Origin of the sequence: Actinoallomurus soli (assembly GCF_024055715.1) — a bacterium.
Taxonomy (GTDB): Bacteria; Actinomycetota; Actinomycetes; order Streptosporangiales; family Streptosporangiaceae; genus Actinoallomurus; species Actinoallomurus soli.
The window spans coordinates 178282-201053 of the sequence record NZ_JAMXMV010000007.1; the positions used below are offsets into that span (position 1 = coordinate 178282).

The following is a 22772-nucleotide window of genomic DNA, read 5'->3' on the forward strand; positions in this document are numbered from 1 at the left end:
CGCGATCATGGTTCGGATCTGCGCTGAGACGCCTCAAGATCACGAAGTGTCACTGGAGTACTAGATCGTGTCGAGCGGAAGGTCGTTGGTGCGCGGGCCGAGTGTTCGGACCGCGACGGCCATCACCACCAGCAGCAGGGCGCAGCCGGCGTAGAGGCCGCCGGACCCGACCGCGGACAGCAGCAGGACGGCGCCGAACGGCAGCATCGCGCTGATCAACCGGGACGCGGCGTACGGAATGGCGATGGAGGTGCTGCGGTTCGCGGTGCGGAACAGTTCGGTCTGGTAGATGTGCACGAAGTTGGACTGGATGATGGTGCTGACCGTGGTGGCGATGCCGGCGGCGATCACAACACCGGCGTTGGTGCCGAGGCCGAACACGACGCCGAACACGGCCGCGGCCAGGGTCGACGCGACCACCAGGGCGCGGCGCTCGAACCGCTCGGTCAGCCAGACGGACAACAGGGAGCCCAGCGGGTAGCCAATGGCCGTCAGCGCCGCGTAGGTGAGCGAGTTCGAGAGGTTGAACCCCTTGGACTGTAGGACGATCGGCGCGATCGAGGCGAAGGCGTAGAACCCGACCGGGGTGAAGATCCACATCAGCCACATCAGCAGCGACCGCCTCCGATACCTGCCTGGGTCCTGCCGCACTGGCGCGGGCGCGACGGGGACGGGCTGGTCGACCGGTGCCCCGGTTCGCCGTTCGATCGACGTGAGGATGTCGTCGGCCGCCGCGGTCCTGCCGACAGCGGCCAGCCAGCGGGGCGACTCGGGCAGGCGACGGCGCGCCGACCACACGAGCAGACCGCCGCCGGCCGCCAGCATCGGCAGCCAGCGCCAGCCGGCCATGCCGAGCACGGGCCCGGTGACGAGCTTGGCCAGCACACCGGCCACCGGAACGGCGGTGAGCCCGAGGGTGTAGCTCCACGCGATGTACCGGCCCCGCCACGGCGCGGGCAGCAGCTCGGACAGGTAGATGTCCAACAGCGTCAGCTCGGCGCCCAAGCCGACCCCGGTGAGCATGCGCAGGAGGAGGAACGCCGACAGGTTCGGGGCGAACGCGGTGGCCAGCGACAGGACCGCGTAAGCGACCAGGTTGATCTGGAACAGCGTGCGGCGGCCGAACCGGTCGGCCAGCGGCGCCAGCAGCAGCGACCCCAGCGTCTCCCCCACGAACGCCGATCCGACGACCATTGACTTGTCCACAGTGGTCAGGGACCACTGGGTGCCGAGCAGGACGCCGAAGAAGCTGCCGAGGGCGACTTCGAAGAAGCAGAAGAACGCGCCCAGTCCGATCAGGACGGCCATTCTGCGGTGCCATCGGGATATCGGCAGCCGGTCCATGCGGTCGCCGATCGTCAGTGATGGGAGGTCGGGCCGGTCGGTGTCCGTGTCCCGGTCAGGCATGCCACCCGGCGTGGGCAATGGCTCTGTCATGGGAGACTTCCTGTCAGGTCAGGCGCCGACCGGTTGTTTCGTGACGGTCGGCGGTTCCGGTGCGTTGGTCGGCGGAACACGGAGCAGGCGGGCCAGTCGGTCCGGTAGCCACCAGTTCCAGCGGCCCATGAGCGCCACCAGGGCGGGGACGAGCAGGGTGCGCACCACCAGCGCGTCGACGAGGATGCCGAAGCCCAGGCCGGTGGCGATCATTTCGACGACGACGTCCGGGGCACTGGACAGTGAGCCGAACGAGATGCCGAGGATCACCGCGGCACAGGTGACCAGCCGTCCGGTGCGGGCCAGGGCGCCGACGATCGCGTTATCGGTCGATCCGGTCCGGTCGTACTCCTCGCGCGTCCGGGCGAGAATGAAGACCTCGTAGTCCATGGACAGTCCGAACAGGAACGCGAACGACAGGATCGGGATCCAGTTGCGGATCGAACCGGTCGCGGCGACGCCGTAGAGCAGATGCGAGCCGATGCCGTACTGCCAGAAGACCACGAGGAAGCCGAAGGACGCGCCGAGTGAGACCACATTGAGCACGACCGCCTTGACCGCCAGGACGACCGAGCGGAACTCCCTGGCCAGCAACAGGAACGTGAGGACCGCGATCACCGCGAGAACCAGCGGGAAGTTGCCGTACACCGCCGTGGTGAAGTCGGAGTTCTGTGCCGTGTTGCCGCCGACTTCGACGCCGCCGGGCACGCCCGCGAGGGCGGTGCGCAGCCGTGCGACGGTCGCGACGCCGGCCGACGTGCTGCCCTCGTCGGTCGGGATCACGCTGATCAGCGATTCGCCGCCGTGGCGGAACGACGGCGTCGCCGGTGCGAGAACCGTGTAGACGCCGGGTGTCGCGGCGGCGATGGCCGCAGCGCGGTCGGCGGCGACCGGTCCGCCGTGGGTGAGCAGTTGGATCGGGAAGGTGACCGCGCTGGGCACCCCGCCGGCCTCCAGGTTGTGCAGCGTGACGGCGGGTGACGCGGCGCCGCCGAGTGAGTTGGCGCGTGGCTGGCCGGTGTTCATGACGAGCGCGGGGGCGGCCAGCCCGAGGAGGATGACGAGCCCGGCGATGGCGGCGATCCAGCGGCGGCGCACGATCATCCCGGTCCATCGCTGCCAGCCTCGGCTGAAGGTCGTCGAGCCGCGCCGGACACGGTGCCGGTCCAGCATGGGGCCGCAGGTGGCCAGGAGAACCGGCAGCAGGGTGGTGGCCGCGGTGATCGCGACCAGCGGGATGAGCATGCCGGCCAGACCGAGGCTGCGCAGGAACGACACCGGAAGAATCACCAGCGCGAGCAGTCCGATCGCGACGGTGAGCCCGCTGAGCATGACGGCGCGTCCCGCCGTGGGGCTCGCCGCGATGATCGCCTCCTGATTCGACTTGCCCGCCTCGCGTTCCTCGCGCCAGCGGGTGACCAGCAGCAGCGAGTAGTCGACGACCACGCCCAGCCCCATCACCGCGACCAGGTACTCGGCGAGGAAGCTGACGTCGGTGAATCGCTCCAGGCCGAAGATGAGCAGGAAGGTCGTCAGGATCGACGGAATCGCGATCAGCAGCGGCACGATCGCGATCGCCGAACCGTACACGAACAGCAACACCGCCAGGGCGCCCACCGCGCCGATGACGGTTTCGACCAGGACGCTGGGATTGCCGCCTTTGCTGGGGCCGGTGCTCTGGAGCTGCTCGAATCCGGTGACCGAGACGGTGACACCGGCGGGTGCCGCTGCCTTCAGAGCCGGGTCGATGCGGTCCATGACCCCGGCCCCGGACGGGATGTCGGGGTTGGGCATGTCGAAGACGGCCCAGGTCGTCCGGTGGTCAGCGGAGATCAGTTCGGGGTTGTGGGTGTTCGCGTAGTCGGCGACCGCGAGATGCCCGGCCCGGTTGGCGGCCGCGAAGGTCCGGGCCGCGATGTTCTGGCCGGCCGCGGTGTCCATGCCCGTGCCGGCCGGCAGTGTCAACACGGCGAGCGTGGGCTGCTCGTTGCCGTCGATGCCGAACGTCCGCAACAGGTGCAGGTTGGTGTCGTAACCGGACATCCCCGGCGTCGCGAAGGAGTGGGTCAGCCGGTTGACCGCCGGTCCGGTGGCCAGCGCGCCGACGACGGTGAGCGCCAGCCAGGCCAGCACGATCCAACCTTTGTGGCGCAAACAGAATCGAGTGACTCCATGCATGGGAGGCAGTCTGGCCACCCCTTCCTTACAGAAGGCTTTCACCTGCCTTTTCGTCCCTCTGGCTGGTGGCCATCACCCTGCATGCCGTCCCGCACCGCCTCGAAGCGGTGCGACTCGCCGTCGGTCGGGTGAAAACCGCGTTCAATGACGCACCCGCCGAAGCCGCAGCAGTTCCTCGACACTGAAATCGGCGGACCGAGACCAGGTGACGATGTTCTGCTCCTCTTCGCGAATTTCCTCGGCTTTCGCAAGGATGCCGGGGATCGCTTCGGTCGGGATGTTCAGCACGCCGTGCTCGTCCCCGTGCAGGAGATCACCCGGCCGGACCGTCAGACCGGCGACCGTGACGTCGGTGCCCACGTCGACCAGCCGCATATGAGAACGGGCGACGCACAGGCCGGTGGCGTACACCGAGTAGGGAAATGTACGAAGCTCATTGACATCCCGGACCCGGCCGTTGGTGATCAGACCCTGGATGCGTAGTGCGGCCAGCAGGCTGCCATTGACCTCGCCCAGGAACGCGCCGGCTCCGGCAGGATCGTCGCGGTCTTCCAGGACGACGACGACCGGACCGTCCGTCTCCGCGATCGCGCGGTGCAGTTGGGAGACGGGGATGCCGTCCTCGCCCGCGTCTCGGGCGACCATCCGGGCGGTGACCGCTCGCCCGACCATCGGCGCGGCTCCGGTGACCCGGCGTACAGAGCCGTTGGTGTAGCCCGCGTTGTACGACCGCAGGCGCAACGCGTCCAGTGCGTTGCTCAGCGCCGGGGTGTCCCAGGCGGCGAGCGCCTCGATCAGTTCGGGGCTGGTGGCCGTCATACGGTCGCTCCTTCGGTGTCAGGCGGCATCGGTGATCAGGTCGATGACCAGGTTGAGATGAGGGTCGACGGTCACCGTGCAGTCGGGGCCCACGGCACAGGACGTTTCGCGTTCCTCGAACAGCACCGGGCCCGCGAAGGTCGTGCCGGGCTGGAGCGTGTATCGGTCGTACACGTCGACGTCGAGCACACCGAAGCCGGTGAAGTACACCGCTCGTCGTCCGCGTGCCGCCGCCGTTGGCGACGGCTGGTAGGCCAGGCCGACCTCGGTGGCGGAAAGGCGGGCCGACATTCGCCAGTTGATGAACTCGGGTGTGCCGTCGCGGATGGTGCGGCCGAACACCGACCGGTAGGTCTCCACGAACGCCTGTCGGATGTCGTCTTCGTGGCCAGGGCCGAGCATGCCATCCGGTAGCGCGACAGTGATCTCGAAACCCTGTCCCACGTAGCGCATGTCGGCAGTCCGGGTGATGACCGGATCGGCGGTGGTGGACCGCTGCAGGAGTCGCCGCGCCCGGGTTTCCATGTCCGTGTACAGGGTGGTGACCTTGTCCCAGTCGACGGCGGTCAGCGGGACCGGATATCCACGGACGTCGTCCACGGTCGGGGCGGCCACCAGAAACCCGAACGCCGACATGACACCGGCGCCGGCCGGGACGATGACCCGCGGGATCTTCAGGCTCTTGGCCAGTGCGTAGGCATGCACCGGACCAGCGCCGCCGAACGCCATCAGGGCGTATCGCCCGGGGTCCCGGCCCCTCTCGGCAAGGTGCATGCGGGTGGCGGCCGCCATGTTCTCGATGACCACATCCTGGATGCCCACGACCGCACTTGGCGCGTCGACACCGAGCCGGTCGGCGAGCGCGTGAACGGCGCGCTGCACATCGGGCAAGGTCAGGGCCAGGTCGCCGCCGAGGAAGTGGTCCGGGTCGAGGTATCCGGCCAGCAGGTCCGAGTCGGTGACGGTCGGCTGTCGACCACCCCGCCCGTAGGCGACCGGTCCCGGCACCGAACCGGCGCTGCGCGGTCCCACCTTCAGCAGCCCGAGATCGTCCACGGCGGCGATCGATCCGCCGCCGGCGCCGATCTCGATCATGTCGACCACCGTCATCCGGAGCGGGAGTCCCGAGCCGGGCCGGAACTTCTCCGTTCGGCCGGCCTCGAACTCGTGCTTGATGTGCGGACGTCCGTTCTCGACGAGACACATCTTGGCGGTGGTGCCGCCCATGTCGAAGGAGATGACCCGGGGCTCGTGCGCGGCGGTGGCGAGGAATGCGGCCGCGATCGCCCCGGCCGCAGGCCCCGACTCGAGGAGCCGAACCGGAAACGCCTTGGCCTGGTCGATGGTGGTGATGCCGCCCCCGGACACCATGATGGACAGTTGCCCGGTGAATCCGATGCCGGCGAGTTCGTGCTCCAGTTGGTCGAGGTAGCCGTGCACGATCGGCTGGACGTAGGCGTTGACGCACGCGGTGTTGATGCGTTCGTACTCGCGGATCTCCGGTGCGACATCCGCCGACAGCGTGATCAGCAGATCGGGGAACATCTCGTGCACCAGGTCGCGGGCCCGGATCTCGTGCGCCGGATTCGCGTACGAGTGCAGGAACGCGATGGCCAGCGCGTCTATGCCGGACCCGTGCACCAGGCTGCGGGCGGCCTTGAGCACCGCCTCCTCGTCCAACGGCTTGTGCTCGGTGCCATCCGCCCGCATGCGGCCCGGCACGCCGTGCCGCAGGTGCCGGGGCACGATGGCCGGGGCGGGGCGGGCGTGCAGATCCTCGGCGTCGAAGCGGATCTCGCGCCCCATCTCCAGGATGTCGCGGAACCCTTCGGTGGTGATCAGTCCGACGGTGGCCCCGGTGCGCTCCAGCACGGTGTTGGTGATCAGAGTGGTCCCGTGCACCACACTGTCGACCCGATCGATCGCGGTGCCCGTGTCGGCCAGCAGTTGGCTGATTCCCTCGACGATGGCCCGGTCGGGTGCCTCGGGAGTGGTCAGTCGCTTGCCGATCGCGGTGACGCCGAGCGCCTCGTCGTGCAGGACGAGGTCCGTGAACGTGCCACCGACGTCGACGCCGATTCGTGCGGTCCGGTTCACGTTTCAGGCACCGGCCTTTCTGCTCGTATCACGGCATCCGTGCCGTAGTCGCGGATCGCGGCTTCCTGGGTGATGAACCCTTCACGCAGGTCCGCGGCGATGGCGGCCCGGTCGCGGCCGGCGGGCGGCCCGTACCCTCCTCCGCCGGCGAAGGAGATGGTGAGGCCGCCACCGGGTCGCACCACGGACACCGATTTGAGGGCGCGTACCGCGCCCTCGTCGTCGACGACTCGCGCCACCGCACCCGGCAGCCCGCCGTTGACACCGAGGGCCGGATGCTCCGAACGGTCGCCGAGCAGCACGACCCGCAGCGGAGCGTCGGTCGTGTTCCTGACCTCGATGTCCTGGCCGAGGCCGCCGCGATGAGTGCCGGCCCCACCGGAGTCGGCGCGGAACTCCTTCTTCTCGAACAGCAGCGGCGCGCTGGATTCCAGGGCCTCGATGCTGCCTCCGCCGGAGTTGGTCGGGAACGCGGTGGTGGGCAGGCCGTCATGCGCCGCGCCCGCGCCCATCCCGGCGCTGGCGAACAGCAGCAGCGCGAACGGCTCGCCCGTCGGCGTACGGCCGGAGAACTGCACCCGCAGTGCGGGCGCCCCACCGCTGTCGGCGATCACCCGGTCCGGCAGCACATCGGCCAGGGCGCGATACACGGCGCAGGACAGCAGATGACCGGTCAGATGCCGGGCCAGAACCGGTGCGGGGAAGACGGGGTTGAGGATGGAGCCTTCCGGCGCGGTCACCCTGATCGACCGGTACGAACCGTGGTTGCTGCGGGTGAACGGATCGAGCAGGATCTTCAGTGGATAGATCGAGTACGCGGTCGTGTAGTTGAGTGTGCAGTTGATCGCGTAGTCCACCTGCGGTGAGCTGCCCGTGTAGTCGACCACCATGTCCTCGCCGCGAACGGTCACCGCGCACTCGATGTGGGTGGGCTGTCCGAGGACGCCGTCCGCCTCGGTGACGGATCGGTAGGTCCCGTCGGGGATGGCGGCGATCGCGCGCCGCATGCCGCGGTCCGCGGTCGTGTGCACCGCCGTGGACAGCGCGGCGAAGTCGGCCTGGTCGGTGTCGCGGAGGAATTCCACCGCGCGGCGGCGGCAGACGTCGTTCGCAGCCATCTGGGCTTCGAGGTCGCCCCAGACCTGACCGGATAGCCGGACGTTGCTCAACAGCAGCGTGATGAGCGCGTCATTGCGCGTGCCGGCACGCTGGAGGTGCATGGGTGGGATGAGCAGTCCCTCGGACATCAGGTCGGTGACACCCATGCCAGGATTGCCGCCGATGTCGGGCACGTGGGCCGCGGTGCCGGTGAATCCGACCAGCACGCCACCGTGGAAGATCGGGGTCACCATGGCGATGTCGGGCAGGTGCCCGGTGCCGATCCACGGGTCGTTGGTGATGACGATGTCACCATCGCACCAGGTCTCGACCGGGAATCTCTCCAGCAGACGCCCGGTGAGCACACTCATCAGCGCGGCGAAGGCCGGGATTCCCGCTCGGCATTCGGCGATCGTGCGGCCCGACCGGTTCATCAGCACGACGGTGTAGTCGTTGGACTCGCGGATGATCGTCGAGAACGCCGTGCGCAGCAGGGTCGTCGCCGCCTCATCGGTGACCGAGACCAACCGGCTCCACCACACCTCGAGCTTGATGGGGTCGAACCCGTCAGTCGTCACGGCCGCGGCCCTTCGTGATCAGGTCATCATCTTCCGTGGGCGGTACGACGACGCCGGCCAGCGGGACGTGGTGCTGCCCTGCGTGCATGTCCCGGTCGTGCAGGCCGCCCTGCACCACCGGGCGGGGGAAGGACACCTTGACCACGCACAGGTCGGGAATCCGGAAGATCCGCAGCGACTCCGCGGCGACGTGGTACAGCTCGCTGATCAGTTCGGCGGTGATGAGGGCGTCCGCGATCCGATAGGTCCGGTCGTCGGGCATGAACGCCTCGAGGGTCAGCCAGAACGGGCCGGCGTTCTTCGACCGCACCTCGATCGCGAGCTCGCCCAGCGTGCTGGAATCCGTCATCGAGTCACCTCCGGCATCTCCAGGCGGAACAGTTCGGTCGGCGAATCGGTGTCGACGACGTGGTTGAGCACGAACTCGTAGGCCGCACCCCGGTCGATGTGTGCGGGCGAGGTGGCGAACGCGAAGCTGGGCAGATGGTTCATGGCCGGCGTCGGCAGGTGCAGGAGCAGCGGGTTGGCCAGCTGCGAGATCGCCGTCGCCGTCTGCTGGTCCCGCGCGTTGACCAGCAGCATCACGCCCACCTCCTGGGGCGTGGCCGGCGCCGGGTCCAACTCGCCGAGGACCGCGTTGTAGCCGTACAACCGGATGTCGGCGTCCCACTCCTCGGGCACCAGCCCCAGCACTTGGACGACCCGCTCGGCCAGCAGCTTGCGCAGCAGTCCCGCCCACTCGTCGATGCCGCGCAGCACCTGCGGGTCCCGGATGCCGACGAAGGACACCGTCTCGTATCCGGTGATCGCCGCGCCCTCCAGCTTGACCGTGTACTGCTCGGCCGGCTCGAACCGAGAACCCTCCACACGCACCACACGGTCGTTGACGGGCATGTAGCGCGCCTCGGTCACGTCGATCGTGCCGCCGGGCTCGCGCATCCGGTACGGGTCGGCGGTTTCGTAGAGCATGTGCGCGGCCACGGACATCGGCGTGCACGACGTGTCCAGGTCCAACGGCTCGACAGTGAAGCCGCCGTGGTCGATCCGGGCGAACACGCCGCCGGAGCGCGGGTCGGTGGTGCACAAACCCCCGCACTCGATGATCTTCGCTGCGTGCCAGGTGGGACCGGGTGGCATGCCGCGCATCAGTGGGACGGCCGCGGACACGGCCGTGTCGGTCGCCCGTCCAGCGAGCACCACGTCCGCACCGCCCCGCAGCGCCTGCTCGATGGGCTCATGCCCCATCACGCCGACGATGTGCACACAGCGGTCGAGTGTCGCCCGGTCGAGTTCGATGCTGGGCGGCAGCGGGTGAATGGCACCTCGGTCGAGCGCGGGCAGCAGGGTCTCGGTGCGCTGTTCGCTGAAGATCTTCGCGACGGTCAGGTCCAGTCCTGCCTCCAGGCAGATCCCGTGCACGATGTCGGCGATCCATTCCACGCCCGAGTCGGTTCCCGAGGTGCCGCAGGAGCCGATGACCAGCGGGATGCCCGCGCCACTCGCGGCCGCCAGGAGTAGCCGCAGATCGTGCCTGACGGCGCGCTCCGTGGTCTTCGCCCGCCCGGTACCCAGGTAGTAGGGGCCCGAGTCGGTCGAGCCGCCGTCCACGGCGATGACGTCGGGGCCGAGCGAGAGGCCACGGGTGATGGTGTCGGGATGGAAGCCGGCACCGAGCATGCCGGCGGGCACCAGGATGCCCACGCTGCCGCGCGGTGGACTTGGTTGTCGCGTCATCTGCGGTCTCCCGAGTGGGCTAGTTTTGCTATAGCGTACTTGCTATAGCAAGTATCAGCCTTCGTCAAGCTATATGCCACAGCAACAAGGGCTAGGTTGAGACCATGAGTTCCGAGCGTTCCGACCTGCCGCCGCTGTTCCGCGGCCAGTCCCTGGCCGAACAGGCGTACCAGGCGATCCGCGAGGGCATCGCCACCGGCCTGTTCGGCAGCGGCGAGCGCGTCACCGAACGCGGCCTGGCGGCCCGGTTGCAGGTCAGCCCGACCCCGGTTCGGGAGGCCCTGCGCCGGTTGGAACAGGAGGGGCTGATCGAACGGGTTTCGGCCCGCCAGCTACGCGTGGTCGACCACTCCGCGGAAACGTTGCGCGAACTCATGCTGACGGGTGCCGCGCTGCGCGCGATGGAGGCCCGGTTCGCGACACACAAGATCACCGACGCCGCGCTCGACCGGATGGAACGTCTGATCGACACCCTGGTCAACGAGCGCGACCTGGACAATTCCGAGCGCATGCGGCTTGCTCGCGAATTCGACGCGGAAATCGAGCGCGCGGCCAACAATCCCACGCTGCGCAGCATGATCGTCAGCCTGTCCGTGGTCGGCCAGGAACGGCGAGCGCGGTCCGTGGAGTCCACGGCCACGCACCCCGAGGTGGGCCGGCAACGAATCCGGGACCACCATGACATCCTGGCGGCGCTGCGCAGCCGCGACCCCGACCTGGTCGAACGGGTCTTTCACCAGCACGCCATCGCAGGCGTCGATCTCCTGCTCGACGACCTCGACTGACTGACCGGGTGACTCGGCCCCAACCGGATCGGGCCTTGGCCGGCAACTCGCGCAAGTCCGAACCATGATCGCGAAATGTCACCGGCACACTAGCCGAGGAGGGCGTAGACGGTGGTGGCGTGGGCCGCGACGGCACCGCCGGCGGCCAGCTCGACGTCCGCGAAGGCCAGCGTGCGGCCGATCTTGGTGATCCGCGCCGTGACGACCACGTCGGCGTCCACGACCGGACGCTGGAAGGTGCTGGACTGCTGCACGGTCGTCATCGGCACGTACGCGCCGCGCGCCGCCGCTACGGCGATCACCGTGGCCGTGTCCGCGGCGGCCATCAGCGCCTGGCCGGACAGCGACCCGCCCTCCCGGGCCAGCCTCGGCGACCAGGGCAGGCGCAGCACCGCGACCCGGTCGCCGACCTCCTCGACGACCAGGCCCAGGTCCTGCACCCAGGGCGCGAAGTTCTCCTTCAGGATCGCGTTGCCGTCGGCGGCGCTCAGCGTCATGGCGCCATCATCCCCGACCGGCGGTCTCGGGCAAGCCCCTCGCCGAGGCGCGCACGCGCGCCTCGGCGAGACGCCGGAGTCAGCCCCTGATCAGGGTGGCGACGCACTCCACGTGCTGGGTCATCGGGAAGGCGTCGAACGCGCGCAGCGCGGACAGCGTCCAGCCGTACTCGGAGAAGAACGCCAGGTCGCGGGCCAGGGTGGCCGGATCGCACGAGACGTACGCGATCCGGCGGCCGGCGAGCTCCGCCACGCGCTTGACGACGTCCCGGCCGGCGCCGGTGCGCGGCGGGTCCAGGACGACGAGGTCGGCGCGGTTCAGCGTGGACTTGCCGCGGCCGAACTTGATCTGGTCGAGGACCTGCTCGACCTCGCCGCGTTCCACGGACACGTGCGGGAGGTCGCGGAGGTTGAAGCGGGCGTCGCGGACGGCCTGCCCCTCCGACTCGATCCCGACGACCAGGCCGTCCGAGCCGACGGCCTCGCCGAGCACGCCGGCGAACAGGCCCGCGCCACAGTACAGGTCGACGGCGATGTCGCCCTTCCGGGGCTCCAGCGTGTCCAGGACGGCCGCGGCGAGCGTCTCGGCGGCGCCGGGGTGGACCTGCCAGAATCCGCTGCCGCTGACCTGCCACAGCCGCCCGGCGGCCTCCTCGCGGACGAACGGCGGCTTGTCCTCCCGCTTACCGCTGACGAGGCGTACGGGCGCGTCCATGCGGGGGACGCGGGCCCGGCCCCGGCTGGACAGGACGGCCAGGCGGTCGCCCGTGCCCGCCGACGCGATCGCCTCGACGCCGGTGGCGCCGGGCCAGCGCTTGCGCTCGATACCGAGCGCCTCGACCTGCGGGTGGGCGATCAGGCACTCGTCGATGGGCTCGATCTGGTGGGAGCGGTGCTTGCGAAGGCCGATCACGCCGTCGCGGCGGACCGCGAACTGCACCCGGGTCCGCCAGCCGAGGCCGTCCGGGGCGCCCGGCACCTCCTCGACGACGACGTCGCGCTCGATGCCGGCCAGCCGGCGGAGCTGCTCCTGGACGACCTCGGCCTTCAGCCGCCGCTGCGCGGGCAGGGAGGCGTGCTGCCAGTCGCAGCCGCCGCAGCGGCCCGGGCCGGCGAACGGGCAGGGTGCCTGGACCCGGTCCGGAGACGCCTCCAGGATCTCCACTGCGTCGGCGCGCAGGAAGTTCTTGGTCTCCTGCGTCACCCGGGCACGTACGCGCTCGCCCGGCAGGGTGTGCCGGACGAACACGACGCGCCCGTCGTGCCGGGCCACACACCAGCCGCCGTTGGCGACCGCTCCGATCTGGAGTTCGATCAGCTCAGACGATTCCACCGGCGGCACGGGTCCCCTCCGATTCGACTTCTTGCTCTGGGCCGTACGGGCGGCGTACGGAGCCGGGGGCCGGCGGCTCGAACCGGCCCTTGAGGCGGTCGGACGAGGCGAGCTGCCAGGGCACGCTCGTGACCATCACACCGGGCTGGAACAGCAGGCGCGTCTTCAGTCGGAGCGCGCTCTGGTTGTGCAGCAGGTGCTCCCACCAGCGTCCCACGACGTACTCGGGCAGGAACACGGTGACCACGTCGCGGGGGCTGCGCCGCCGGACGCTCTTGACGTACTCCAGGATGGGCCGCGTGATCTCTCGGTACGGCGAGTCGAGGATCTTCAGCGGCACGGGCAGCTCCTGCGCGTCCCACTCCTCCTGGAGCCGCTGCGACTCCTCGGGGTCCACCGCGACGGTCACCGCCTCCAGCGTCGAGGGGCGCGTGGCCCGCGCGTACGCCAGCGCCCGCATCGTCGGGCGGTGGATCTTGGAGACGAGAACGATGGCGTGGTTGCGGGAGGGCAGCGCGACGTCCTCCCCGGTGACGGCGAGCTCGGCGGCGACCCGGTCGTAGTGCCGCCGGATGCCCCGCATCATGAGGAACAGCACCGACATGGCGACGCAGGCGATCCACGCGCCGAGCAGGAACTTGGTGATCAGCACCACGACCAGCACGATCGCGGTGACGATCCCGCCGAACGTGTTGATGGCCCGCGAGATCTTCATCCGCCGTCGGGCGGCCGGGTCGGTCTCGGTCCGCAGCAGGCGGTTCCAGTGCCGGACCATGCCGGTCTGGCTCACCGTGAAGGAGACGAACACGCCGACGATGTACAGCTGGATCAGCGACGTGACCGAGGCGTCGTACGCGTAGATCAGCACGCCGGCCAGCGCGCCCAGGATGATGATGCCGTTGCTGAACGCCAGCCGGTCGCCGCGGGTGTGCAGCTGGCGGGGCAGGTAGCGGTTCTGCGCGAGCACCGAGCCGAGCACGGGAAAGCCGTTGAAGGCGGTGTTGGCGGCCAGCACGAGGATCAGGGCGGTCATCGTCGTGAGGTACGCGAAGCCCAGCGGGAAGTTGCTGAACACGGTGTGCGCGACCTGCGCGATCACCGGGTCCGGCGAGACCTCCCTGCCCGCCCGGTCCAGGATGCGGGCGCCCATCGCCGGGTCGCCGAACTTGGTCTTCGTGATGTACGCCAGCGCGACGATGCCGCCGAACATGGAGGCCGCGATCACTCCGAGCAGCAGCAGCGTGGCCGCGGCGTTCTTCCCCTTGGGCTTACGGAAGGCGGGCACGCCGTTGCTGATCGCCTCGACGCCGGTCAGCGCCGCGCAGCCGGAGGAGAAGGCGCGCAGCAGCAGGAAGACGAGCGCGAAGCCGCTGACGCCGACCGCCGTGCCGTGGATCGTCATGTCGGCGGTCGCGGCCCGCAGGTGCGCACCGAACGCCATGCGCGTGAAGCCCCAGATCAGCATCAGGAAGACGCCGAACATGAACAGGTAGGTCGGGATGGCGAACGCGACGCCCGACTCCCGGATCCCCCGGAGGTTCATGATCGTCAAGATGGCGACGATGAGGAGCGCGGCGAGGACCTTGTGCGGCTGCAGGAAGTGCAGGAGGGCGGCGAGGTTCTCGATCCCCGAGGACACCGACACCGCGACCGTCAGGACGTAGTCGACCATGAGGGCGCTGGCCACCACGATGCCGGCGTTGCCGCCCAGGTTGGTGGTGGCGACCTCGAAGTCGCCGCCGCCGCTGGTGTAGGCGCGGACGTTCTGGCGGTAGGACGCGACCACGGTGAGCATGATCACGATGACCGCCCCCGCCACCCAGGGCGTGAAGTGGTACGTCGCGAGCCCCGCGAGGCCGAGGGCGATCAGGATCTCCTGCGGGGCGTACGCCACCGACGACAGCGCGTCACTGGCGAACACCGGGAGGGCGATCGTCTTGGGAAGTGTCTGCTCGTGCGCTTGGGCGCTGCGGAGCGCCCGGCCGAGCAGGAGCCTCTTGACGAGGTCTGGAGCCTTCGACACGACAGGTAAGGCTAGTCGTTCCTCCGACCGTGAGATCCCCCTCGCCCGGGGGATGAATGCAAGTGCCGCCCTTAAGACGGGTCAGGAAGTGCTCCGCGCACCCTGGGCTGTGTAGGTTTCATCAGGTCAAGCGGAGCCAAGCGGACGGCACCGGCGCCGGGAAGGACGACCGTGCATATCGTGATCATGGGTTGCGGGCGAGTGGGATCCACCCTCGCCCACATCCTGGAGGACAAAGGCCATACCGTGGCCATCATCGATCAGAGCCCCGAGGCGTTCCGCCGGCTGCGCGGCGGCTTCAAGGGGCGCCGGATCACCGGGTTCGGATTCGACCGCGACGTGCTGGTCGAGGCCGGGATCGAGCAGGCCTCCGCTTTCGTCGCCGTCAGCAGCGGCGACAACTCCAACATCATCTCGGCCCGCGTCGCCCGCGAGACCTTCGGCGTGGAGAACGTCGTCGCGCGGATCTACGACCCCCGGCGGGCCGAGGTCTACCAGCGGCTCGGCATCCCGACCGTCGCGACCGTCCGCTGGACCGCCGACCAGATGATCCGGCGGCTGCTGCCCGAGGGCGTGTCCTCGCTCTGGAGGGACCCGACCGGCGAGGTGGTGCTGGCCGAGGTGCAGTCGGACCCGAAGTGGATCGGCGCCAAGGTCTCGGCGCTGGAGGAGGCCGCCAAGACGCGCGTCGCGTTCCTGTCCCGCATGGGCGAGGCGCTGGTGCCCACCGGCGACACCGTCATCCAGGACGGCGACGTCGTCCACGTGATGGCGGCGTCCTCCGACATCGAACGCATCAACGACGCCGTGTCCCAGCGGCCCGAGCAGAGGGTGGAGTAATGCGGGTCGCCATCGCCGGAGCGGGCGCCGTGGGCCGTTCCATCGCCCAGGAGCTCCTCGAGAACGGCCACGAGGTCCTGCTCATCGACAAGAACCCCCGGTCGATCAAGGTCGAGGCGGTGCCGCGCGCCGAGTGGCTGCTCGCGGACGCCTGCGAGATCGCCTCCCTCGACGACGCGGGCCTGGAGCGCTGCCACGTCGTCGTCGCGGCGAGCGGGGACGACAAGGTCAACCTGGTCGTCTCGCTGCTCGCCAAGACCGAGTACGGCGTCCCCCGCGTCGTCGCACGGATCAACCACCCCAAGAACGAATGGCTCTTCAACGAGTCCTGGGGGGTCGACGTCGCGGTCTCCACGCCCCGCCTGCTGTCCGCGCTGGTCGAGGAGGCCGTCAGCGTCGGCGACCTGGTCCGGCTGATGACCTTCCGGCAGGGTGAGGCGAACCTCGTCGAGCTGACCCTGCCCGAGGACGCCCCGCTCGCCGGTCAGCTGGTCGGCTCGGTGACCTGGCCGCGCGACACCGCGCTCGTGGCGATCCTGCGGGAGGGCCGGGTGCTGGTGCCCAGCCCGGACGACACCCTCGAGGCCGGGGACGAGCTGATGTTCGTCGCCAGCCAGGACGTCGAGGACGAGCTCGGCGACCTGCTGTCGGCGCACTGACCCGCGCCGGGGTCAGGACTCCGAAGCGCCCGTGGCCGTCTCCATCGGGGTACGGCCACGGGCCAGCAGCCAGACCATGGCGGCCAGCGCCGCCACCTGGAGCGGCCAGCCCATCACGACCTTGGCCGCGCCGAGCCAGCCGACGTGCCCCGCCAGGTAGAGGGGGTACTGAACGGCGACCCGCACGAGGCACGGGATCAGCAGCAGCCAGGTGAGCCGGGAGCACAGCCGGACGGTGTCGCGGTCGCGGTGCCAGGCGGTCGGGTCGCCGGTGACCGAACCGATCAGGAACCCGACGACGGGCCACCGGACGACGATCGACAGCAGCATCGCCGCGGCGTAGCCCGCGTTGTAGAGGATGCCGGGCAGGAACGCGTCGGCGGCCTTGCCCGAGCGCAGCGCGAAGAACGCCGCGATCGCGATGCCGAAGACGCTGTTGAGCACGAACTGGACCGTCGAGCGCTGAACCAGGCGCACGGCCAGCAGGACGACGGCGAGCCCGGCCCCGAGGATCAGTGACGCCTTGAGCTCGTGGCTCACGATCCAGGAGACGGTGAAGCCGATCGTCGGGATCGCCGCCTCCACGACGCCGCGCGGGCCGCCGAGCGCCTTGGAGAGCTGCTTGCGGACGGCCTCCTCGACGGTGTCGTACGCGGCCCGCCGCGCCTCGCCGGCGCCCTCCGCGGGCACCTCGGCACCGGGCTCGCCGTGAAGCCCGCCGTGGGCCTCGGCGTCCGCGGCACCGGCCTCGTCCACGGTCCGTCCCGGGCCCGAAGCCCGCACGCCCTCGTCGTCCGCGGCCTCGGCGCGCCGCCGCTCGCTCATGCGGACTCCTCCGTCGGCCTCATGAGCGAGCCGCCGTGCTCGTCGACTCGCCCGCTCATGCCCCTCCCCGCAGTTCGTACCGCGGGTTGAACATCACCTTGCGGCCGTCCTGGACGCTCACCAGGCCCTCCGCGCGCACCAGCCGGCCGGGCTCGATCCCGGCGATGCGCCGCCGGCCGAGCCACACCAGGCTGATCATGTCCGAGCCGTCGTACAGCTCGGCCTCCAGGGCGGGCGCCCCGCCACGCGGTCGGAGAGTCACAGTACGTAGCGTACCCGCCACGCAGGCGCGTCGCCGCGCGGCGCACTTCCTGATCGGAGTGGCGCCCTCCTCGCCGGTGGTCTTCTGCAGCTCCTCGGCCTCGAGCTCCGCCTTGGTCGAGGTCAGGCGGCGCAGGAAGCCGCGCAGACCCCGAGCTCCCTGTGCGCTCTCCTGTGCCGTCCCGGCAGGCACTTCCTCCATGATTCGCAAGCGTAAGCCATCCCCTGACGGAACAGACCACCACTAAGGGTTTACATCACGGCGTACCGGAGCGAACCCGTGTACGTGCGGCAAATTCCGCTCCCTCCGTGTGCCGCGCGAGAGCCGCCTCCGCCGAGCCGAGCTGCCAGGGGACGCTGGTCATCATCACGCCGGGCCGGAACAGCAGGCGCGCCTTGAGGCGCAGGGCACTGTGGTTGTGCAGGAGGTGCTCCCACCAGCGGCCGACGACGTACTCGGGGATGAACACGCAGACGACGTCGCGCGGGCTCCTGGTACGGATCCGGGTGACGTAGTCGAGCACCGGCCCGGTGATGTCGCGGTAGGGAGAATCGAGGATCGTCAGGGGTACGGGGATGTCACGTTCGGCCCACTCGCGCTCGAGCCGGTCGGCCTCCTCCGGGCTCGTCGCCACGCTCAGCGCGGTCAGCGTGTGCGGCCGCGTCGCACGGGCGAAGGCCAGCGCCCGCAGGGTGGGGGTGTGCACCCGTGACACCAGCACGACGGCGTGGATCCGGCTGGGCAGCGGCACGCCCTCCTCCCCCGGCTCCAGCTCGGCCGCGACCCGCCGGTAGTGCCGCTGGATCCCCTTCATCATCAGGAACACCAGCGGCATCGTCACCACGACGATCCACGCGCCGTGCATGAACTTGGTGAGCAGCACGATGACGAGGACGAGCCCGGTGAGCACGGCTCCGACCAGGTTGATCGCGCGGGCGTGGTGGACGGAGCGCCGTCCGGCCGGGTCGGCGAGGCGGCGCAGCTCACCGGTCCAGTGTCTGACCATGCCGCCCTGGCTCAGGGTGAAGGAGACGAACACCCCGATGATGTAGAGCTGGATGAGCCTCGTGGTGCTGGCGCCGAACGCCCAGATCAACGCGCCGGCCAGCAGGGACAGGATCACGATGCCGTTGCTGAACACCAGCCGGTCGCCGCGCCGCGCGAACTGCCGGGGCAGGTACCCGTCGCCGCCGAGGATCGAGGCCAGGATCGGGAAGCCGTTGAACGCGGTGTTGGCGGCCAGCACGAGGATCGCCGCGGTGAAGGCCTGGACCAGGAAGAACAGGATCGACCCGTGCCCGAAGACGGCCGCGCCGAGCTGGGCGATGACCGTTTTCTGTGCGTAGCCGTGCGGCGCGCCGATCAGCTGGGCCGGGTCGCCGGCCAGGTGCACGCGCGCCGTCCGCGCGAGGACCGTGATGCCGGCGAACATGACCACGGCCAGCAGGCCCATGATCGTCAGCGTGGAGGCGGCGTTCCGGCTCTTGGGCGGCTTGAAGTTCGGCACGCCGTTACTGACCGCCTCGACGCCGGTGAGCGCCGTGCATCCCTGCGCGAACGCGCGCATGGCGAGCAGGACGACCGCCGCGCCCGCCGTGCCGTGCACGGCGCGCACCCCGAAGGCGGCCGACTCCGCGGTCGGCGGGTGCCCGGTCGCCACGCGCAGCAGGCCGACGACCAGCATGAGGAGGACGCTCGCGACGAAGCCGTACGTCGGGATCGCGAACGCCGTCCCCGACTCCTTGACCCCGCGCAGGTTCATCACGGCGAGCACCGCGATCAGCGCCAGGGAGATCGCGACCGCGTGGGGGCTCAGCGCCGGGAAGGCGGAGATGACGTTGGCCACGCCGGCCGCGACCGACACCGCGACGGTCATGACGTAGTCGATCAGCAGCGCGCTGGCCGCGACGAGGGAGGCGTTCTCGCCGAGGTTGGCCCGGCTGACCGCGTAGGCCCCGCCGCCGTTGGGATAGGCGTGGCAGGTCTGCCGGTACGAGGCGGTGACGACCAGGAGCAGGAAGACGACGCCCGCCCCCACCCACCAGGAGAGCGCGAACATCGCCAGGCCCCCGAGGCTGAGCGCGAGCAGGATCTCCTCCGTCGCGTACGCGACGGACGACAGGGGGTCGCTGCAGAAGACGGGGAGCGCCAGTTTCTTGGGCAGCAGCGTCTCGCCCAGCTGCCCGGTCCGAAGCGGCCGGCCGACGAGGAAGCGCTTGGGCAGCTGCAACACGGCTTGCTTCACGATTGCCAGCAAACCGGCCCGAGTCCCTCGAAACCCCGCCCCCTAACGGCCTTCTTACGCCCCGGCACCGCTTCTTAACGCCGCCCTAACGCGGCGGATCGGGCGGGGTCAGGGTTCGAAGCGGTAGCCCATGCCGGGTTCGGTGATCAGGTGACGGGGGCGGGAGGGGTCCGGCTCCAGCTTGCGGCGGAGCTGGGCGAGGTAGACGCGCAGGTAGCCGGTCTCGTTCTCGTAGGCCGGGCCCCAGACCTCGCGGAGCAGCTGCTGCTGGGTGACCAGGCGGCCCACGTTGCGCACCAGCACCTCCAGGACGTGCCACTCGGTCGGGGTGAGGCGGACGTCCGCGCCGTCCCGGCCGACCTTCTTGGCGGCCAGGTCCACGGTGAAGTCGTCGGTGACGACCACGGCGGCCTCCTCGGCGGGCGCGGCCCGGCGTACGGCGGCGCGCAGCCGGGCCAGCAGCTCGTCCATGCCGAACGGCTTGGTCACGTAGTCGTCCGCGCCCACGTCGAGCGTCTCGACCTTCTCCTCGGACGCGTGCCGCGCGGACAGCACGATGATCGGCACGCTCGTCCAGCCGCGCAGGCCCTTGATGACCTCCGCGCCCTCCATGTCGGGCAGGCCGAGGTCGAGCACGACGACGTCCGGACGGCGGCGGGCGGCCAGGTCCAGCGCGGTACGCCCGTCGGGCGCGGCGTCGACCTCGTAGCCGCGGGCCCGCAGGTTGATCCGCAGCGCGCGGACGATCTGCGGCTCGTCGTCCACCACGAGCACCCGTGTCACGTCTCCCCCTCGCCGGTCCGTGCCGTGCGCCCGGTCGGCAGCAAGAAGACCATCGTCAGTCCGCCGCCGGGCGTGTCCTCGGCGCGCAGCTCGCCGCCGACGGCCTCGGCGAAGCCGCGCGCCACCGCGAGGCCCAGGCCGACCCCGCTGCCGCGCGGCCGGTCGCCGAGGCGCTGGAACGGCTCGAACATACGCGGCTTGGCGGAGTCGGGGACGCCCGGCCCGCGGTCGGCGACCCGCAGCTCCACCATGCCGTCCTGCTCGCTCGCGGTCACGCGGACCGGCTCCGGGCCGCCGTGCCGTACGGCGTTCTCCACGACGTTGGCCAGGGAGCGCTCCAGGAGCCCCGGATCGGCGACGACCGGCGGCAGGTCCTCCGGTACCTCGATCTTGACCTGGTCGGCGGGGACGTCGGCCAGCGCCGGCTGGATCACCTCGTCGAGGGCGACCCGGCGGGTGAGCGGGTTGACGACGCCGGTCTGCAACCGGCTCATGTCGAGGAGGTTGGCGACCAGGCGGTCGAGGCGGTCGGCCGACTCCTCGATCGTGGCCAGGAGCTCGGCCTCGTCCTCCGGATCCCAGCGCACGTCCGGCGAGCGGAGGCTGCCGACGCTCACCTTGATCGAGGCCAGGGGCGTCCGCAGGTCGTGCGACACGGCGGCCAGCAGCGCGGTGCGGATCCGGTTGCCCTCGGCCAGGCGCCGGGCCTCCTTGGCCTCCTCGGCCAGGCGGCGCCGGTCGAGGGCCGCCGCCGCCTGATAGGCGAAGGCGGCCAGGATGCGACGGTCGGCGGCCGGCAGGACCCGGCCGTCCAGCGCGAGGATCAGGGTGTCGCTGACCTGCACGGTGACGTCGGCGTCCCCCGGACGGGCGCACGGCTCCCGGCCCGCGAAGGCCACGGACGCCCAGCCCTCTCCGGAGCGTTCGAGGAGGCTCACCGACGTCAGCCCGAACGTCTCCCGGACGCGTTCGAGCAGCTGCGGCAGGGCGTCCTCGCCGCGCAGCACGCTGGTGGCGAGCATGCTCAGGGTGGTCGCCTCCGAACGCGCCCGCGCGGCCTGGGCGCTGCGCCGGGCCGCGAGGTCCACGACCGTGGAGACCGCGACGGCCACGGCGACGAACACCAGGAGGGCCAGGGCGTTCTCCAGGTGGGCCACGGTGAGGGTGTGCAACGGCGGCGTGAAGAACCAGTTGAGCAGCAGGAAACCGGCGACGGCGGCCACGATCGCCGGCCAAAGCCCGCCGACGAGCGCCACGCCCACGGCGACCGCGAGGAAGAACAGCAGCTCGGTGGGGAGCCCGAAGCGCCCGTCGAATGACAGCAGGCCGGTGAGCGCCGGCGGGACGAGCAGCGCGAGCAGCCAGCCGGCCGTGCGCCGCCGGCGGCCCAGGGACGTCGGCGGGACGGTCGCCCATCCCCGGCCCTTGCCCGCGTAGGCGTGGGGGACGATGTGCACGTCCACGTCGCCGGACGCGCGGGCGACGGTCGCGCCGACGCCGGGCCCGAGGACGTACTGCCAGCCGCTGCGGCGGCTGGACCCGAGCACGATCTGCGTGGCGTTCGCGGCCCGGGCGAAGTCGATGAGCGCCTTGGGCACGTCGCCGCCGGTGACCTGGTGGTAGGAGCCGCCCAGGCTCTCGACGAGGGCGCGCTGGCGGGCGAGCGCCTCCGGCGACCCGTCGGCGAGTCCGTCCGTGCGGGCGACGTGCACGGCGACCAGGTCGGCCCGGCCGGCGCGGGCGGCGATCCGGGCGGCACGGCGGATCAGCGTGTCGCCCTCCGGGCCGCCGGTCAGCGCGACGATGATCCGCTCCCGCGCCTCCCAGGTCGCGGTGATGCCCTTCTCGTCGCGGTAGCGGGCGAGCGCGTCGTCGACCCGGTCGGCGACCCAGAGCAGGGCGAGCTCGCGCAGCGCGGTGAGGTTCCCCACGCGGAAGTAGCCGGACAGCTCCGCGTCGACCTGATCGGCGTCGTACACGTTGCCGTGGGCGAGGCGGCGGCGCAGCGACTCCGGCGCCATGTCGACGAGCTGGATCTGGTCGGCCCGCCGGACGACCTCGTCGGGCACGGTCTCGCGGGGCCGTACGCCCGTGATGCGCTCGACGACGTCGGTCAGCGACTCCAGGTGCCGCACGTCGACGGTGGACACGACGTCGATGCCCGCGTCGAGGAGCTCCTCGACGTCCCGCCAGCGCCGGTCGTTGCGGGATCCCGGTGCGTTGGCGTGCGCGAGGTCGTCGACCAGGGCGATCCCGGGGCGGCGCGCGAGGATCGCGTCGACGTCCATCTCGGCGCGCACCCGGTCCCCGTCGGCGAACCGGCGGACGGAAACGGCCTCCAGCCCCTCCAGCAGCGCCGCCGTACGGGGCCGGCCGTACGTCTCGGCGTACCCCACGACGAGGTCCGCGCCGCGCTCCAGCCGCCGGTGCGCCTCGTCGAGCATCGCGTACGTCTTGCCCACCCCGGGCGCGGCACCGAGGTAGATCGTGAGCCTGCCCCGCGTCGCCATCCTGTTCAACCCCCTTCCTGCATTGTGTCCCGTATGCCGGGGCGCGAGACGCCGAACCGGCGGGTGACC

General features: G+C 70.6%; 18 protein-coding genes. 3 read left to right on the forward strand and 15 right to left on the reverse strand.

Features of this window, described 5'->3' with window-relative positions:
- Positions 1 to 60: 60 nt before the first annotated feature.
- From NDW01_RS19545 to NDW01_RS19575, 7 genes are all read right to left on the reverse strand, one after another.
- Entirely contained in the window at positions 61 to 1437 is a 1377-nt protein-coding gene (locus tag NDW01_RS19545) for an MFS transporter (protein ID WP_252822571.1), read from the reverse strand.
- 18 nt (positions 1438 to 1455) lie between these two features.
- Complete coding sequence (locus NDW01_RS19550; RefSeq protein ID WP_252822573.1) at positions 1456 to 3570, reverse strand: MMPL family transporter; 2115 nt, start codon at positions 3568 to 3570, stop codon at positions 1456 to 1458.
- Positions 3571 to 3756: 186 nt separating this feature from the next.
- Positions 3757 to 4434, reverse strand: a complete 678-nt coding sequence (locus NDW01_RS19555; protein WP_252822575.1) for an RraA family protein — start codon at positions 4432 to 4434, stop codon at positions 3757 to 3759.
- An 18-nt stretch (positions 4435 to 4452) separates the two neighbouring features.
- Entirely contained in the window at positions 4453 to 6531 is a 2079-nt protein-coding gene (locus NDW01_RS19560; protein WP_252822577.1) for a hydantoinase/oxoprolinase family protein, read from the reverse strand.
- Positions 6528 to 8207 (reverse strand): hydantoinase B/oxoprolinase family protein, encoded by a 1680-nt coding sequence (locus NDW01_RS19565; protein WP_252822579.1) that lies wholly within the window; start codon positions 8205 to 8207, stop codon positions 6528 to 6530. The genes NDW01_RS19560 and NDW01_RS19565 overlap by 4 nt, the downstream gene beginning before the upstream one ends.
- Complete coding sequence (locus NDW01_RS19570) at positions 8197 to 8556, reverse strand: DUF4387 domain-containing protein (RefSeq protein WP_252822581.1); 360 nt, start codon at positions 8554 to 8556, stop codon at positions 8197 to 8199. Before NDW01_RS19570 ends, NDW01_RS19565 begins: the two co-directional genes overlap by 11 nt.
- Positions 8553 to 9941, reverse strand: a complete 1389-nt coding sequence (locus NDW01_RS19575) for an acyclic terpene utilization AtuA family protein (RefSeq protein WP_252822583.1) — start codon at positions 9939 to 9941, stop codon at positions 8553 to 8555. The genes NDW01_RS19570 and NDW01_RS19575 overlap by 4 nt, the downstream gene beginning before the upstream one ends.
- Before the next feature lie 104 nt (positions 9942 to 10045).
- Here NDW01_RS19575 and NDW01_RS19580 point away from each other — a divergent pair, with 104 nt between their 5' ends.
- Positions 10046 to 10726, forward strand: a complete 681-nt coding sequence (locus NDW01_RS19580; protein WP_252822585.1) for a GntR family transcriptional regulator — start codon at positions 10046 to 10048, stop codon at positions 10724 to 10726.
- Positions 10727 to 10815: 89 nt separating this feature from the next.
- Here the strand turns inward: NDW01_RS19580 and NDW01_RS19585 are convergent, their stop codons facing one another.
- The 3 genes from NDW01_RS19585 to NDW01_RS19595 form a co-directional block, all read right to left on the reverse strand.
- Positions 10816 to 11223, reverse strand: coding sequence for a PaaI family thioesterase (locus tag NDW01_RS19585; RefSeq protein WP_252822587.1), 408 nt, complete (start codon positions 11221 to 11223; stop codon positions 10816 to 10818).
- 79 nt (positions 11224 to 11302) lie between these two features.
- Positions 11303 to 12556, reverse strand: coding sequence for a class I SAM-dependent RNA methyltransferase (locus NDW01_RS19590; RefSeq protein ID WP_252778443.1), 1254 nt, complete (start codon positions 12554 to 12556; stop codon positions 11303 to 11305).
- Complete coding sequence (locus tag NDW01_RS19595; protein WP_252822589.1) at positions 12543 to 14579, reverse strand: APC family permease; 2037 nt, start codon at positions 14577 to 14579, stop codon at positions 12543 to 12545. Before NDW01_RS19595 ends, NDW01_RS19590 begins: the two co-directional genes overlap by 14 nt.
- A gap of 171 nt (positions 14580 to 14750) precedes the next feature.
- Here NDW01_RS19595 and NDW01_RS19600 point away from each other — a divergent pair, with 171 nt between their 5' ends.
- The gene (locus NDW01_RS19600) at positions 14751 to 15419 is read left to right on the forward strand and encodes a potassium channel family protein (RefSeq protein ID WP_252778445.1); all 669 of its coding nucleotides are present in this window, start codon (positions 14751 to 14753) and stop codon (positions 15417 to 15419) included.
- Complete coding sequence (locus NDW01_RS19605; protein ID WP_252778446.1) at positions 15419 to 16078, forward strand: potassium channel family protein; 660 nt, start codon at positions 15419 to 15421, stop codon at positions 16076 to 16078. Before NDW01_RS19600 ends, NDW01_RS19605 begins: the two co-directional genes overlap by 1 nt.
- 12 nt (positions 16079 to 16090) lie before the next feature.
- Here NDW01_RS19605 and NDW01_RS19610 read toward each other — a convergent pair whose 3' ends face one another.
- From NDW01_RS19610 to NDW01_RS19630, 5 genes are all read right to left on the reverse strand, one after another.
- Entirely contained in the window at positions 16091 to 16903 is an 813-nt protein-coding gene (locus NDW01_RS19610; RefSeq protein WP_252822591.1) for a DUF3159 domain-containing protein, read from the reverse strand.
- A 55-nt stretch (positions 16904 to 16958) separates the two neighbouring features.
- On the reverse strand, positions 16959 to 17366 hold the full coding sequence (locus NDW01_RS19615; protein WP_252822594.1) for an OB-fold nucleic acid binding domain-containing protein: 408 nt from the start codon (positions 17364 to 17366) through the stop codon (positions 16959 to 16961).
- A gap of 55 nt (positions 17367 to 17421) precedes the next feature.
- Positions 17422 to 19410: an APC family permease gene (locus tag NDW01_RS19620; RefSeq protein WP_252822596.1), complete on the reverse strand. Its 1989-nt coding sequence runs from the start codon at positions 19408 to 19410 to the stop codon at positions 17422 to 17424.
- A 108-nt stretch (positions 19411 to 19518) separates the two neighbouring features.
- On the reverse strand, positions 19519 to 20193 hold the full coding sequence (locus NDW01_RS19625) for a response regulator (protein WP_252822597.1): 675 nt from the start codon (positions 20191 to 20193) through the stop codon (positions 19519 to 19521).
- Positions 20190 to 22703 (reverse strand): DUF4118 domain-containing protein, encoded by a 2514-nt coding sequence (locus NDW01_RS19630; RefSeq protein ID WP_252822896.1) that lies wholly within the window; start codon positions 22701 to 22703, stop codon positions 20190 to 20192. The genes NDW01_RS19625 and NDW01_RS19630 overlap by 4 nt, the downstream gene beginning before the upstream one ends.
- Positions 22704 to 22772 lie beyond the last annotated feature (69 nt).